We start from the raw sequence: 14860 nt of genomic DNA, 5'->3' as shown, positions 1-14860 counted from the left end.
GAGGAAAATCAGTCTCATGCGTACTCGTGCCATATCCGCTTCGTTCGCTGTAGCCCTAGCCATTACAGCGCTTTCCGGTTCTGTATCCGCCGCTGATTCCCCATTGGATTTTTCCTACAAGGTAACCGGTGCATCGGATGTTCGGCCGCTATTGGTTTTTAACGACGGAGCGGATACGTTTATTCAGCCACAAGACCCGACCGATAAGTCCATGCTTGTAAATGGTGCGTCCCCCGTCAGGCAGGGCCCGTATTTTGTAGTTCGTGGCGTTGGGGGTGAAATCACTCTTTCCTTGGGCAACAAAGCATCGGCCAGGATTGCCTACACCAAAGCCGCGGCGGGGAAGTCGCAAGCCATCTCTATGCCGGCCTCCGAAACTCGGACTTCGACAACTGCACCAGTCCAGCCGAAGGTCAGCGAGGCCAAGGTTCAATCGGCGAAGGCGGGTCCAAAGGAAGCTGAACAAGCGGGCGCCGATACCAAGCCGGTCCAGAAGCCATCGATCTGTCAGCCTCGCCGCGAGCAGCGCGATTCTGCATTCGTGGCCACCTTCAAGGCGGGCACAAGCGTGCTTTCCGATCTTGCAAAGGCCGAGGTCAATAAATTCGTTGGCGATACCTCTTCGATAACCGGGGTGGATGTCATCGGCGAGGGGGCAGGGAAGGTTCCCGGGCAAAAGCGAGCGGAAGCAATCAAAGGCGTGCTTGTTGGCGCTGGCATCGATGCCGGCAAGATCAGTTTGGATGTTCGTTCATCCACGGGCATTGGCTCTGAAATTCACATTCACCGTACGACCGAGATTCCCTGCGGCTCTGCCTTAGTGCGGATACCTGCCAGGAAGGGGATCGTCAGCATCATTTGGGATCGTGATGCCAAAGAACTGGCGGAGCGTATCGCTTCGGAGTTGAAGGTGAAGCTCACCGTCACAGGAACGGCACGTCCGCTTCCGGTCCGTCTCGCTGTGGTCGATACGCCTTTCGGCGAAGCAATGCAGCAGGTAGGGCAAGCCCTCGACGAAGGAGCGGACCTGATTCTCCGCGCCAATGAACTGGTTTTGAGTTTTAAGGAAAAGCAATGAAAAAGTCGCATGCAATTGGTGCCCTGCTTGTCGCTCTGATCGGTGCGACTGCTGTTCCGTGTTACGCAGGATTTGTAAATGAGGGTGGCTCGGGGGAACTCCGGATCATCGGCAAATTGGCCCAGGAAGAAAAAGCTGCCGGAATGGGGCGCAACGTGACGATTCGGGAAGCCGTGCGCCAGGTCGTACCTTCCGATTTCTCTGTTCGTTTCGGTCTTGGCGCTGACAGCCTGGTGGACAAGCGAGTGTCGTGGAAAGGCGGACGGCCTTGGACAGAAGTGTTCTCCGATCTCGTAGCCAGCGCACCGGACCTGTCCGCAGAGATTGATGTGCCAGCGAAGTTGGTAACGCTTTCTGCAACACAAACGTCACGCATCGAGCAAAGCGGCGCGGCAGTTGCCGCTCAGTCGGTATGGCGTATTCGCAATGGCGACAAGCTGTCGGAGACGCTGGCAGCGTGGGGTCGGGAAGCTGGCTGGCAGGGTGTCTTCTGGGAAGCGCCCGATCTGGTATCGGAAATCGATGTTGCGTTCACCGGCGGCTTTGAAGAAGCGATTACCCAGACCATCGAAGCGCTGGCTCGCCACGGCGTCCAGCTGCGGGTCATTTTCTATGGCGGCAACAAGGTCGTCCGCATCGTGGAGAGCAAATAATGAAGAAGTCGAATCTTGTTCTTACGCCTATGGCACTGCTGGTTGCCAGTGTTTTGGCTGGTTGTTCGGTCGCCGCAATTGCGCCGATCAAGGATGACGCGGATAAAGGCGCTGCCACCGCTGCTGAACATCTGAATTCGATCCGTAACTCCAGGAAAGTCGAAGCCGCGGCTCCGAAGCCCGTTGCTCAGCACCTGGATACCGATGTCTATATTCCTGTTCGGAAGATGGCTTCATCGAAGTTGGCCAAGGCCGCTCAAGACCCGGCGCTTGCACGTCAAATTACAGTCAATCGGACATTTGTATCGGCACAAGAACTGGCCGAACGCATTACCGCTTTGTCAGGCGTTCCGGTAATAGTTTCGCCTGATGTGACGGCAATGCAACCTGGTCAGACGGCCGGGCAGTTGGGTGTTGCTGCGGGGGTTCCGGGAATGCAAGGGCAGGCGATGACTGGCCTTCCGTCGCTCCCGCCGTTGCCTACGGCTGGTTCCATTCCAGGCTCGAACGGTATGGTTTCACCGTTCGGTACCGCCTATGGCGCGGTGATGCAGCCAGGTGGGTTCCCGGTGAATCTGTCATACACCGGCTCGTTGTCGGGTTTTCTCGATGTCACCAGTTCTCGTATCGGTATTTCCTGGGAACTGCTTGATGGACAGATTCGCTTGTTCCGCTACGTCTCCAAGACCTTCCGCCTCTCGGCGTTGCCCGGCGATACCAGTATGGACGCGAAGGTCGGTACAACGAGCAGTTCTGGCGGTGCAGGCGCTGCCGGGAGCAGCGGATCGTCTCAATCTTCGTCGTCTGCGCAGAATTCGGGTGTGAACTTCTCGGGGCTTTCGGTATGGAAAGGCATTGAAGATTCGGTAAAGGCCATGCTGACGCCGGCCGGCAAGATCGTAGTTGCGTCGTCACTTGGAACGATCACGGTAACGGACACGCCGGCAATTGTCTCTGCCGTCGAGAAATTCATTGAGCAGCAAAACGTTGCGCTCTCTCGGCAGGTCGTGGTCAATGTGCGTGTCCTTTCGATAGACATGAATACCAGTGACAGCTACGGCATCAACTGGGATGTGGTCTATACAGCGCTCTCCAACAACTTCGGACTCGGTTTCAACAGCGGTGTCGCGGCAATCCAAGGCGCAGGAAACCTCGCTCTCAGCGTGTTGAGCACCGCTGGGCAAAACACCAACTCGTCAATCAAGTCTTGGGCGGGTTCGAAAGCCATCATCGAGGCACTGGGAACCCAAGGCAAGGTATCAACCGTTACGTCGGCAAGCGTCACGACTCTCAACAATCAGCCGGCACCGATCCAGGTTGGCCGTCAAACTTCATACGTTGCATCGTCCTCGACCTCGATCACAACGGGGGTCGCAACGACCAGCATGACAGCGGGGATGGTCAACAGCGGATTTTCGATGAGCCTGCTTCCCCACATCATCGATGGCAACCGAATGCTGCTGCAGTACGCAGTCGATATGTCTTCGCTGCTGTCGCTGAACACAGTGACCTCGGGAACCTCAATCATGCAGACCCCGGATCTCGATACGAGAAACTCGCTGCAGCGAATCATGGTGAACAGCGGCGACACCATCGTCGTTGCCGGATTCGAGAACAGTGAGGTCAATGCCAAGAGCCAAGGTGTTGCAGGCGCGGAAAATCCATCCCTCGGCGGCTCGGTGGTCGGCAAGCGCAGCAAAAACATCATTGTCATTCTGCTGCAGCCGGTGATTTCTGAATAACATGGAAAACAGCTTTGAACTCGAGCGGGGCCGGGTATTCGTAGGCGGCCTTCACTGGCAGGCCCTCAGTGCAGGCCCGTCAGAAGCCAAGAATGAAGCTCAGCAACTCGCAAAGCAGCTGAGTTTCGATCTCGCCGTATCCCGGACCACCGGAGCGCACCAAATTGGTTTCGCGTCGACGGCAGACGGTTATAAGCCCGGGATGATGTCTGCCGCGGCTGTCGTGTCGAAGACAATCGAGATCGAATCGGGCGAGCGCGATTTCCTTTGTGCAACCGAACTTCCAGACGGCCGCTTCCTCTATGTTGCCCAGGCCGATGGAGTCATTCCGCCTGAGGGCGACTTCATCGCCAGCGCAGAGACCGTACGTTCGCGCATGTTGGAAGACATGTCGATCGGAAAAGCGTGGAATATGGTTATCGCCCCGATGATGTGGGGGATGCCGGATTCTGTTGAGCGGGCCTTTGAAGATTTCATCCCGCGCAAGGGCGGAAAGCTTGATTTCAAGCACAACTGGTGGGCGCTGAAGCCGGTCAAACCGAGCATTACTTCGCTGGCGAAATCTGCGCTCCCATTCGTTGTTGTTGGGCTATTGATCGCGCTGGGCGCCATTGGTTACAAGCAATGGCAGCAGGAGCAGGCGGCTAAGGAGGCTGCCCAGTTGGCTGCCATGCAGTCCAACGAGCCCGTCAAGGAAATGCCCCATCCATGGAAAGACAAGCCGAGAGCGCAAATCGCAGTTGCCGCTTGTGCAACCGGCTTCGACAGCATTGCAACTCTCTGGCCTGGCAACTGGAAGCCCGAAACAGTTCTTTGCTCGCCTGCGGCAGGCTCGATGACCGTTACGTGGAAACGTGGCGAATTCGGATGGATAAAGCATCTGCTTGAGGTTGAGCCGAAGGCCAATGTTTCCGGCGACGGCTCGATGGCAACCCTCGTAGTGCCGGTGAGCGTTTCCGGTGCGGAGGATGAAACGCTGGTCGATGAGCGAACCCGGTCTCTGCAGATGCAGATGGTCGCTCAGCAATATGGGTTGATGATCAATTTGGCAGCACCACCGGCTCCGCCAACTATGCCTGGTGCGCAGCCAAACGACCAATTGCTTCCGAAGTGGCGCGAGTTGGCATGGGCGATCAAGGGAAGTGCATTGCCGCCTGAGAACGTGGTGGCAAGCCTAGACGGTGCCGGGTTTCGCGTTGGCAGCGTAACCGCGCGTTTTAGTGATGGACTTATCAAGTGGGATTTGGAGGGTTCGCAATATGTTTTGCCTTAACAAACGAACGATCGCTGTTGCATTGATCGGTATTGGTCTGTCGGTTGGTGCGCAGGCCCAGTCGCCGGCGGAACGCGTGCGCCAGATCAACGAGGATATCGCCGTATTGAGTGCTCAGCTTCAGAAGCTCGAGCTGGAAGCAAAGATCGCCGGCAAGGAATCGGAAAAGCAGCGTTCCAGCGCTGCCGGTGTTCCTGGGTTTGCCAATCAAGCGACGGATGAGATGCCGGTCGTGCGGGCGATTGATGGCATGGATGGAAAGCTGGTTGCCACGCTCGCCATGCGTGGCGGTGTCGTTCAAACCGTACGAGAAGGGGAGAAATTCGGTGCTTGGACTACTAAAACAATCACTGTCAATTCGGTCACTCTTGCCCGAGGGAAAGAAACCATCAGGGTCCCCTTTGGTAATGAGCCGCCCGGTGCCACCAACCAAACCGGTGGTCTCGGAGCCCCAATGGTCGGCGGAGCAATCCAACCCCCCAACTTCCCTCGGTAAGCCAATGTTAAGAGCACTCGCTTCTGGCGGCAAAGCAGCGTCCGCGTCGGCTATTACGCCTGTAGGCGATATGCCGTCTGCGGTGGCCTATAAGGATGTCCTGGATCAACTATCGGAGGAAGCACGGCAGTACCTGTGCTACCACAAAGATGGGCGCCTGTTTGTGTCGAAGACACACCGTTTCCATCCGCTCGTTACCAGCTTCCAAGGCCGACTGAAACGCCTGCAATTACCTTTCTACCCACAGTATGTGGAACTGTCGGTGATTTCGCAGATGCGTGAGTCGATCGACTCGGCGACCAATGATCGCGATGCATCCGATATGCAGCGCTATGCCAAAGCGCTTTTCGAGAAAGCGGTGAAGTTGCGCGCCTCGGACATCCATATCCGCTGCAGCGAGGTGACCAACACCAGCATCCACATGCGGATTCACGGTGATATCGAATTCGTTGAAGAGCATCCGTACGAGTGGGGTAGCCAGCTGTGCACCACGATCTATCAAGCAATGGCCGATGTCTCGGATTCGAGTTTCGAACCGTTGTCTCGGCAGGATGCGCGAATTGCAGATCGGGCCAAGATCCCGACCGGCCTGGACGGTATCCGTATCGCCACAACTCCGCAGGTTGACGGCTACGTGATGGTTCTCCGAATGCTTTACAACGATACCGTCGACAGCTTCGATTTGGGCCTTCTGGGCTATCTCAAGGATCAATGCAACGCCGTCGAATTGATGAAGCGGCGGCCGACAGGGATCAACATCATCGCGGGGCCGACCGGCTCCGGGAAATCAACCACTCTGCAGCGGGTTCTGGGTTCGATCATCAAGGATACCGGAGGCCGGAAGCACGTGATTACGGTCGAAGATCCACCCGAATATCCGATTCCTGGTTCCGTTCAGACTCCGGTTACCAACGCCGATACTGAAGAAGAGCGAAGCCGGGCGTTTCAGGCTGCAATCAAGGCCGCGATGCGTCTTGACCCTGACGTAATAATGATCGGTGAAATTCGTGATGCTCCGTCGGCAACATTGGCGGTGCGCGCTGCTATGACCGGCCACCAGGTCTGGTCTACGCTGCATTCAAACAGCGCATTCGGCACGCTGGATCGCCTCATGGATCTGGGGGTGCCGCTCGAAATGCTCACGGATCACACGATTATTACTGGCCTCACGTGCCAGCGATTGGTGAAGCTGTTGTGTCCCCATTGCAAGGTGCCATTCAGCAAGGCGCTGGAGCGCTATACGGAAGCAGACGTTCGACGCGTCATGTCAGTAGTCGACATCGAGCATGTCTATGTGGTCGGGGAAGGCTGCGAACATTGCCGGAACACCGGCACGGCCGGCCGTACGGTTGTTGCCGAAACGGTGATTACCGATGCAACGATGATGGTGCACATCCGCAATCGCGACCGGATCAAGGCGATGGAATATTGGAAGCGCGATCAACAGGGCAAAACGATGCTTGCCCATGCTATCGAGAACATTCGCAGTGGCTTGATCGATCCGTTCGCGGCCGAGGATATCGTTGGCCCGCTCAACATGGACGTCATCGAAGCAGACCATCGAATCAATCCTGCGGAGGTGCTCAGTGCTGTCGCGTAATTCGCTGGAAATCGGCTTCGCCAAGTGGTGGTTCAAAAACATGGATAGCGGTGGCCGCCGCCGTCTGTGGATGAAACTTTCCAAGTTGATCGGGAATAGCGTGCCTATCCTCCAAGGCTTGGAATCCATGTGCACCCGGCGGAAGGCCATTCGGGGAGCCAGCGACCCGCAGGTGATTGCCCTCAGTCACTGGATTGAAGGCATGAATAACGGCAAGAGGCTGTCCCAAATGCTTGATGGTTGGGTCGGTCCGGTCGAACGCATGCTGATCGCAGCCGGTGAAGCATCCGGAACGATGGAGGCCTCGCTGCAGGCCGCTACAAGGGTGATGGTGGCGCGCAAGGATATCAATGGTGCTGTGATCAAGGGTCTAGCCTATCCGTTGATTCTGGTGATGGTGGCGTTTGCTGTTCTCTATATGTTCGGCTTCAAGGTCGTCCCTGAATTCACGAAGATCGTTCCGGCTGACCGCTTCCATGGCCTCGCCGCGGTGCTGATTGGGTTATCTGATTTTGCTCGAGGATGGATCTTGGTGACTGGAGCGGCGGTGATTGCGCTTGTGGTCGCTTTCTTCATTTCTCTATCACGCTGGGACGGTCGATATCGAGTGATGCTCGATCGCTACCCGCCATACAGCATCTACCGGATCGTTCAGGGGTCCACCTGGCTCATCGGCTTGTCGTCAATGTTGGAGGCTGGCGTGCGCTTGGAAACGGCGCTGCAGCAACTTTCCGAGATGGCCGACAAGTGGTTGGCGAACCGGATCAACTCAGCAATTCGTGGGATGAGGGCAGGTTTGCAACTTGGCGATGCGCTAAACCGCAGCGGATATGAGTTTCCTGACCGCGAAATCATCGATGACCTGGGTGTGTATTCAAGCCTCTCCGGTTTCGACGAAGCGCTATCGATTCTTGGGCGTGAGTGGTTGAACGAATCAGTCGAGCAGATCAAAGCGCGCATGAATGTTGTGTTTGGCGTTGCCCTGCTGTCGGTAGCGGTGCTGGTAGGAACGATGGTCGGCGGAATGATGACGATGCAGTTGCAGATGTCACAAATCATTCAGCAGCGATCCAGATAAGGCGATTTTGCCCTCTTGATAGTCGGAAGGCTTTTGAGAAGCTGATTGAGCAGTAATTGAAGTGTCGTAGCAAATCTTTTCTTTTAAAAGGAGCAGGAAATGAAGAAGCAACTGAAGCAACTGAAGAAGCAAGCTGGTATCACTCTGATGGAAGTTATCGCAGGCCTGCTGATCATTGGCTTGGTCGTGGCAGGGGCGCTGTCGCTGTTCGGCAGTGCCGACTCGTCCCAGAAGGGCAATCAGATGTTGTCCGACATTACGGCGCTTCGTTCGGCAGTGAAGGGCATGTACGCTGGTCAGGGTGGCTACGGCACCTCTAACCTCAACGGCGTCCTGAAGACTGCGAATCGCATTCCGGCCACGATGACGGCCGACAACTCGACCCCGCCGGTGATTACTCATTCGATGAACGGTACGACGACTGTCAGCGGCACCGGCGGTGGCGCACAGTTCTCGATCGCCATTACCAACATCCCGACGGCGGTCTGCGTGCAACTTCTGAGCAACTCCAGCTCGGGCTGGGCATCCGTCCAGGTCGGTGCGGCAACCGCAATCACTGCGTTCCCGATTTCTCCGGCGACGGCTGCTTCCGCGACCAACTGCGCCGCTGCAGCAACCAATACCATCACCTTCGTCGGTGCGTAAGCAAGTGTCAAAGGGAAGGGGGCGAGGGAGCCCCCTTTTTTTGTAGCCGAACACGGACAAGAAAGATGCTTAAAAGCCTGACGTTTAGCGACCTGTACCTTGGCCAGGAAAATTGTTGGTTATCAGGGGTGCCAAAAACTTGTGATCCCATCCCGGCTCCTCCGGAGTGCGCACAGGAACTCAAGGAACTGCGTGACTTGTGTACCAAGGTGTCAGCGACGACATCAAGGCAGGAATTTTCAGTCAAACACAAGGATATTGCGTACCGGGCCTCATTGCTGAAGAGCCTGTCGGAAGATGTCTATGTACTGCGTCGCTTCCCGGAAACTGTTCCCGAGATTACTGACCTTGGCGTTCATCCGCGTTACGTCGAACTGCTGATGAAACCACGGCTGACGGGATTAATCGTTGTCGCCGGCGCCTTCGGGCAAGGCAAGACCACCACCGCATCGGCGATCATCGCGGGACGAATTTCCCATTTCGGTGGCGTAGCCGTTTGTATTGAAGACCCTCCTGAAATGCCGCTCGAAGGACGCCGTGGCGAGGGAGTCATTTATCAGCGCTGGGTCGAGCAGGGCGGTTTCGCGCAGGAGTGTCGTCAGGCAGCCAGATGGGCGCCCTCGATTATCTTTGTCGGCGAAGTTCGTGATGCGGAGACAGCGACGGAAGCGTTGCGCGCTTCCATCAATGGACGGTTGGTGATTTGTACGATCCACTCGGATAGCGCTCGCACTGCGGTTGATCGTCTGTATGCACTGGCCAACGGTGTTGCCGGATCCAGTGATGACGTGGCGAACCTGATGGCCATCGGCCTGCGGGCGATTGTTCACCAAAGTCTTGAGGGGGATCCCAAGCGGCCTCGAATTGAATTCCTATGGTTGGACGGGGAAGACGCCGTTGGTGCTCAAAACACAATCCGGCAGAAGAAGTTCAATCAACTGGACAACGAAATCATCCTGCAGCGGAACAAGATGCTGATGCAGGGCCGCCGAGTAGGAGAGTAGCCATGTTGCAACTGTTGGTTGCCGTGATGGGGATATGGCTCACCGTTTCCTATGTCGTCCTCGATGAGCGCGCCCAGACCGCGCAGTTCGTCATAGCGAAGGGCGATGTCGCCGCGACCAATTTTCTTTCGTACCGCAGCGCAGTAGTCCAGTACAGAACCGCAAATCCCAGCGCGACAGGGACCATAGCAGACGCTTCGCTTACGTGGCAGTCAGGGTTCATCCGAGATACGCGCTGGACCAATGTGATTTCTGGTGGCGAGTTGTATGTCTATTCGACAGCGGTGGCAGATCCGGCTGTATTGCAAGCTGCGTATGCCAAGGCCGGCAATTACGTCATGGTCGGTACCAAAAACGCTGGCGGCAATCTTGTGAATGCTGCTGGAGCAATCATTTCAATTTCGCTGCCAGGGTCTATCCCTGTCGGCGCACTCGTTTACGTAGGGGGATAGCCTAACCATGGAAACACGCGATTTCATCAGCGAACTGACTCAACTGGCGAATGCCGAAGGGCCGTTTACCGACATTCGCTTGGAGCAAGACGCTCCGATCGCCGTGCGGATGCCAAACGGTTGGACGGAAGTCGAGGATATTTTCCCTCCCAATGTTGATGATCTAGGCAAAGTTCTCAAGGCGATCGATACCGACTGGGACAAGAAGATTGAACAGGCCTCCATCAACCGACCGTTCGAATTGATGGGGTGGCGCCTGCGGATTAACGCATATCTCGCGGGTGGCGGCGAGAAACTCATGATGTCGATTCGTCGGATTCCACGGACCCCGCCGACCCTGAAAACCGTCGGGTTGCCGCCGACTGTGCGTCTCATGCTTTCGGCTCCACGAGGCTTGATTCTTATCTCCGGGGCAACCAGGTCTGGTAAGTCAACTTCGGCAGCTGCAATGATCGATGCGATCAATGAGGCAAGGGCGGCGCACATCATCACGATCGAGGATCCGATCGAGTACGTTTTCGAGAAGAAGAAGGCAGTCTTCTCTCAACGCGAAGTTGGTGTCGACACAAAGACCTTTGACAAAGGGCTGGAAGATGCCATGCGCCAGTGTCCGGACGTGATCCTGGTAGGGGAGATTCGCAACAGGGAAACCGCGGAGACCGCATTGCTTGCCGGCGAGTCTGGTCACCTGGTTATTGGGACGATGCACGCCAATACCGGTATCGGCGCTGTTCAAAAACTACTTGGTTGGTTCAACGACAACGAGCGAAACAGCAAAGTTCAGTCGTTGGCGGGTTCCCTGGTAGGGGTTGTCAATCAGCTGCTCTTGCCCAAGGCCGATGGCTCTGGTTACGCCCTCGCCACGGAGATCCTGAACAACTATGAGCAGGATTTCTCCGGTGCGCTTGGTGACGTCGCCAAGATGCAGAGCGTCTTGGAGCGGCCGGACAAGAAAGGCTCTGTCCTGCTCGCGGAAAGCCTCGCCGAACTCGCAAACGGCGGAGTGGTTACAAAACCGGAAGCAGTCCGGGCTGTTGCGGGAATGCCTGCCGTTCAGGAAAAACTCAGGCAATTGTTGAAGTAAGGCCACGGATTTACCCCCCCGGATGCCGGGTTTTAACACCGCGCTGTCCGGTGGGGATTTTCATACCCTTACGGAAATGACCGGAGACGCCTCCGGTATCGAACTGTCAGCGTCATCAGCAACCGAATCGAAAGGCAAAACATGACTTCGCTCCGCTCTCGGCAACGCGGTATTACCCTGTTGGAAATCCTAGCCTCGCTCGGGATCATGGCAGCAGTGATTACCGGCGTAGCGAAACTGGCGGACCAGTACGTTGCTGACACGAAGACTGCCTTAACGGCCCAGCAAATGGTCACCGTTGGCAACGCTGCTCAGGCCTACATCAAGGACAACTACACTACGGTGATGGCCAACGCCACGGCAACGACGCCAGCGTTGATCACTGTTCCGATGCTCACCGGTGCGGGTTATCTGCAGAGTGGGTTTTCGACGAAGAATAACTTCGGACAGGACGTTTGCGTCCTTGTTCTTGAACCGACGGCGAACAACCTCAACGCACTGGTGATCGCCGAGGGTGGAACCGCGATTGATGACCTATCGCTTGGCACCGTCGCGGTTGGAATTGGTGCTGCAGGTGGTGGTGTCTATTCTTCTGCCGCAACAACGCTTCGCGGTGCAATGGGTGGATGGTCAGTGGCGGTCGGCAACTATGCGAACGCGAACAACATGACGCAGAAGTGCGATGGCACTGCAGGCACGCCAACAATCGCTGCCGGCCATCCGATCATGGCGCTTTGGTTCTCTAATGGTGATGTGACTTCTGGGTTCCTCTATCGGAATTCTGTTCCGGGACGGCCAGAGTTGAACACGATGAATACCCCCATCGTGATGAACTCAGTGCAAACAGCCAACAGCGCTTGCACAACGACTGGTGCGATTGCGCGGGACACCAACGGCGCAATCCTTTCCTGTCAGGCAGGAACGTGGCGCTCGCAAGGGTCGTCGTACTGGAAAGATCCCGTGGCGAACTACGCTGCGCTGCCGGCCTCGGGAGATCCTGTTGGTGCGGTACGGATGACGCTGGACAACGGTCGGGCATTCATGTGGACAGGTGGCGCGTGGAGCGCGCTTGCCGTTGATCAGAACGGAAATCTTACCGTCCCTGGAACACTTACCGCAGCTGGCGGAAAGGTGATTGCTTGGAATGCCGTCGGCGAGGGGGGGGTATTGCAGCTTGTCGGTGCGAATGGCACCAGCATGTACCTCGAAAGTAACAATGGGAAGTTTCGCTTGGTGAATAGCCCGTGGTCTGCGGAAGTCTTCTCTGTGGATCAGAGCGGCAACGTAGTGGCCAATGGCCGTCTAACGACGAATGAGTACGTGCAGATCAACGGGACCGCTACGGAAGGCGCAGCATGCTCACCAAATGGCCTCGTCGGGAGGGACGGAACAGGCTTGCTACTTTCTTGCCAATCCGGGGTGTGGCGCATCGCGAATCTCCAAGGCACTCATTGCGGATTCACGCTTTACTACAATGGCTCGTTTTACCCGGCATATTCCTCTACTTGCGCCGGCCTCTATCCACAGTATCAAGGGTGTCCTAGCGGGTTCAGCAGTACCTTTATTGATTCTTTCTACGATGGCGGTATGAACCTACGGATGCATTACACATGTGCACGAACATAGGAAACACTCTTGCCAATCCGGAGTTTGGAATAAAAACAGCTCAGCCGGCTCGCTAAGCTGCTACTACGTTGCCTGGGGCACTTGGGGAGGAAATGGCAATGGTCTGTGTGGATGGGTACCAGGTTATCAATATATTGGTCCAAATGCAGCATATTTACATGGCGGATTTTGTTGCAGAATAAATTAGCTCCGAATAGTCGGACCTTCCATAGATGGGATATCGAAGGCGACAATAACCTTATTTAGATCGATATTCACAGTTATCGAATTAATTAGACACAACTAGACAAAATAGCGATCTCTCTTTGAATAATAGCTTCCGATCTTGGCTCAGGAGAGATATGTACCCACGTACCTAAGCACAAAACCAAACCTGACCGGCTGAGTTAATCCAACGCCAGTAATTTGCTTCAGCAGTGGCAATTGCCATGCCTGAAGCCGAAATCGTTCCAAGAAACGAGGTTCCGGACGGGCATGAGGCAAATGGGTACAAAGCACTATCCCGCATGACCATTCCTGATATTACTTTTGACCATGCACCCCACCCAACGCCAGCGCTCACTGATTGTTGGGAACGAACCCATACCTGACCAGCGGAAGAGCCTGTCATTCCAACAGCACGTTGGGAAACAAAATAATTCCCAGAATTAACGTGGCGCGTATATTCAATAAAAAACCACTCGGCACTGGGGGCATTCCCCAGTCCATTACCATTAATACACCCCGATTGCCCTGCTGTTCCCTCCAACCAGTTTAAATCGCCGGTCCAATATGGACACTCGCGTCCGAGCTTTATCCACACCCCGGATTGGCAACGCTGTCACTTGTAGCATTGATAGATGCTCCAAGTTCCATTTCCTAAGAGCAAGCCGTAGGCAAAGTAGCTTGTATATCCCGCTGGACACGAACATCCGCCGGTAATTGGGTTAATGGTGTAACACCCGCCTGCTGCACCGGACCAGTAAAACCAGGAACCGCCCCAAAGTCGTCCAGGATAAGTGCTACGCCACACCCCGGATTGGCAAATCAGCACGCCCAAGTTGAAGTTATCGGGAGATTCAAGACTGATTGTGGGCTATAAAACAGCCCCGATGCAGTCGTGTTTGTTGAACCGTTGAGCGTACAAATTCCGTTTTCGCACCAAATAATTCCTGAAAATCTGCCGGCGGAAACGGTACCAACCCCACGCCAATTTCCATTGACTAAGGCGCCGTAGGAAACCCCATTGGACCCCCAAAATGTTCCAGTGGTATTCGCAAAGTTATAACAGGCAACGGCCGATCCTCCTCCCTGTTTTTTCCACACCCCGGATTGGCAAACTTACGGAAAGAAGATGCCAGATGAGCACGCCAACATTGCAGCTCGATACGCGACCCAACCAGACCATGATGAGCCGTTCCAGACGACTACCATCGCAGGGCCGTAAGCCGTATTGCAAAATCCGGCTGCCGACCATCCAACAGCAGCGCCGCATCCTGATCCCACGGGACAATACATACCTGGCCCGCGACCGATCGCTATCCCGCGGGATAGCGACCACACCCCGGATTGGCAAGATCATCCAGCGCCGCATGGCACCAACCCAGAAGTTGCTCCACCTTCAACAAACACGGGCTCGTAACCGTAATACTGGCCCAAATACACGTTGTAATTTGAATACTGAACGGTCCAAAGTCCCCAAAAATTGCCGGCGCTGTCGATCTTGCCAAGGCCTTGCCCACTTCGCATCCCATAGCTAGAGACAACGACTGAGCCGCAGTAGTAATGGACGGTTCCCTGTTGCTGCTTCCACACCCCGGATTGGCAAGCTAGTTGAACCTGTAGATAGCGTTGGTCGGATTTAGGGTGGCAGCAGAGCAATTAAACCCAACCCCTGCACTTTGCCACATGCACCATATCGTTGTTGAATTAATGACGTTCACTGGATACGCCACACCTCCAGATACCATCAAATAATAACCAGCCCCCCAAGTCGAATAGAGGGCGGCATATGAATAATTTGAGGCGCCACTCCAAACGAGCCCCCACCGAGAAGAACTTGATTTCGCCCAAACACCGGATTGGCAAAATGGCCACTAACGCAATTCGAGCCAGTAGAGCAAGATGGAGCCGCCATTCTCGACCAAGTA

12 protein-coding genes are annotated in these 14860 nt (G+C 55.5%); all 12 read left to right on the top strand.

Features of this window, described 5'->3' with window-relative positions:
- Positions 1 to 16: 16 nt before the first annotated feature.
- On the top strand, positions 17 to 1078 hold the full coding sequence (locus AC07TV_RS18270) for a TrbG/VirB9 family P-type conjugative transfer protein (RefSeq protein ID WP_494649797.1): 1062 nt from the start codon (positions 17 to 19) through the stop codon (positions 1076 to 1078).
- Positions 1075 to 1731 carry a TcpQ domain-containing protein gene (locus AC07TV_RS18265; protein ID WP_494649796.1) on the top strand — a complete coding sequence of 219 codons (657 nt, stop codon included), beginning with the start codon at positions 1075 to 1077 and terminating at the stop codon, positions 1729 to 1731. Before AC07TV_RS18270 ends, AC07TV_RS18265 begins: the two co-directional genes overlap by 4 nt.
- A complete protein-coding gene (gene pilN / locus AC07TV_RS18260; protein ID WP_494649795.1) occupies positions 1731 to 3473 on the top strand; it encodes a PilN family type IVB pilus formation outer membrane protein in 1743 nt (580 codons plus the stop codon). The genes AC07TV_RS18265 and pilN overlap by 1 nt, the downstream gene beginning before the upstream one ends.
- 1 nt (position 3474) lies before the next feature.
- Positions 3475 to 4746 carry a type 4b pilus protein PilO2 gene (pilO2, locus tag AC07TV_RS18255; RefSeq protein WP_494649794.1) on the top strand — a complete coding sequence of 424 codons (1272 nt, stop codon included), beginning with the start codon at positions 3475 to 3477 and terminating at the stop codon, positions 4744 to 4746.
- The gene (gene pilP / locus AC07TV_RS18250; RefSeq protein ID WP_494649793.1) at positions 4733 to 5242 is read left to right on the top strand and encodes a type IV pilus biogenesis protein PilP; all 510 of its coding nucleotides are present in this window, start codon (positions 4733 to 4735) and stop codon (positions 5240 to 5242) included. Before pilO2 ends, pilP begins: the two co-directional genes overlap by 14 nt.
- Before the next feature lie 4 nt (positions 5243 to 5246).
- Positions 5247 to 6842, top strand: coding sequence for a GspE/PulE family protein (locus tag AC07TV_RS18245; RefSeq protein WP_494649792.1), 1596 nt, complete (start codon positions 5247 to 5249; stop codon positions 6840 to 6842).
- Positions 6829 to 7920, top strand: coding sequence for a type II secretion system F family protein (locus AC07TV_RS18240; protein WP_494649791.1), 1092 nt, complete (start codon positions 6829 to 6831; stop codon positions 7918 to 7920). The genes AC07TV_RS18245 and AC07TV_RS18240 overlap by 14 nt, the downstream gene beginning before the upstream one ends.
- A gap of 99 nt (positions 7921 to 8019) precedes the next feature.
- A complete protein-coding gene (locus AC07TV_RS18235) occupies positions 8020 to 8565 on the top strand; it encodes a type 4 pilus major pilin (RefSeq protein ID WP_494649790.1) in 546 nt (181 codons plus the stop codon).
- A 65-nt stretch (positions 8566 to 8630) separates the two neighbouring features.
- Positions 8631 to 9569, top strand: coding sequence for an ATPase, T2SS/T4P/T4SS family (locus AC07TV_RS18230; protein ID WP_494649789.1), 939 nt, complete (start codon positions 8631 to 8633; stop codon positions 9567 to 9569).
- A 2-nt stretch (positions 9570 to 9571) separates the two neighbouring features.
- Positions 9572 to 10021 carry a type IV pilus biogenesis protein PilM gene (gene pilM / locus AC07TV_RS18225; protein ID WP_494649788.1) on the top strand — a complete coding sequence of 150 codons (450 nt, stop codon included), beginning with the start codon at positions 9572 to 9574 and terminating at the stop codon, positions 10019 to 10021.
- Positions 10022 to 10028: 7 nt separating this feature from the next.
- Positions 10029 to 11105 (top strand): type IV pilus twitching motility protein PilT, encoded by a 1077-nt coding sequence (locus AC07TV_RS18220; protein ID WP_494649787.1) that lies wholly within the window; start codon positions 10029 to 10031, stop codon positions 11103 to 11105.
- Between the two features lie 141 nt (positions 11106 to 11246).
- A complete protein-coding gene (gene pilV / locus AC07TV_RS18215) occupies positions 11247 to 12731 on the top strand; it encodes a shufflon system plasmid conjugative transfer pilus tip adhesin PilV (RefSeq protein WP_494649786.1) in 1485 nt (494 codons plus the stop codon).
- Positions 12732 to 14860: the final 2129 nt, after the last annotated feature.

It is taken from the genome of Azonexus sp. GW821-FHT04F04 (assembly GCF_059420025.1).
The sequence above is the reverse complement of the archived record's forward strand: the minus strand, read 5'-3'. Positions and strand labels throughout refer to the sequence as shown.

Excerpts from the sequence above, each read along its gene's own strand:
- AC07TV_RS18220 (WP_494649787.1), top strand. The coding sequence starts at position 10,029 with ATGGAAACACGCGATTTCATCAGCGAACTGACTCAACTGGCGAATGCC.
- AC07TV_RS18245 (WP_494649792.1), top strand. The coding sequence starts at position 5,247 with ATGTTAAGAGCACTCGCTTCTGGCGGCAAAGCAGCGTCCGCGTCGGCT.
- pilO2 (WP_494649794.1), top strand. The coding sequence starts at position 3,475 with ATGGAAAACAGCTTTGAACTCGAGCGGGGCCGGGTATTCGTAGGCGGC.
- pilN (WP_494649795.1), top strand. The coding sequence starts at position 1,731 with ATGAAGAAGTCGAATCTTGTTCTTACGCCTATGGCACTGCTGGTTGCC.
- AC07TV_RS18230 (WP_494649789.1), top strand. The coding sequence starts at position 8,631 with ATGCTTAAAAGCCTGACGTTTAGCGACCTGTACCTTGGCCAGGAAAAT.
- pilV (WP_494649786.1), top strand. The coding sequence starts at position 11,247 with ATGACTTCGCTCCGCTCTCGGCAACGCGGTATTACCCTGTTGGAAATC.
- pilM (WP_494649788.1), top strand. The coding sequence starts at position 9,572 with ATGTTGCAACTGTTGGTTGCCGTGATGGGGATATGGCTCACCGTTTCC.
- AC07TV_RS18235 (WP_494649790.1), top strand. The coding sequence starts at position 8,020 with ATGAAGAAGCAACTGAAGCAACTGAAGAAGCAAGCTGGTATCACTCTG.
- AC07TV_RS18265 (WP_494649796.1), top strand. The coding sequence starts at position 1,075 with ATGAAAAAGTCGCATGCAATTGGTGCCCTGCTTGTCGCTCTGATCGGT.
- AC07TV_RS18270 (WP_494649797.1), top strand. The coding sequence starts at position 17 with ATGCGTACTCGTGCCATATCCGCTTCGTTCGCTGTAGCCCTAGCCATT.
- pilP (WP_494649793.1), top strand. The coding sequence starts at position 4,733 with ATGTTTTGCCTTAACAAACGAACGATCGCTGTTGCATTGATCGGTATT.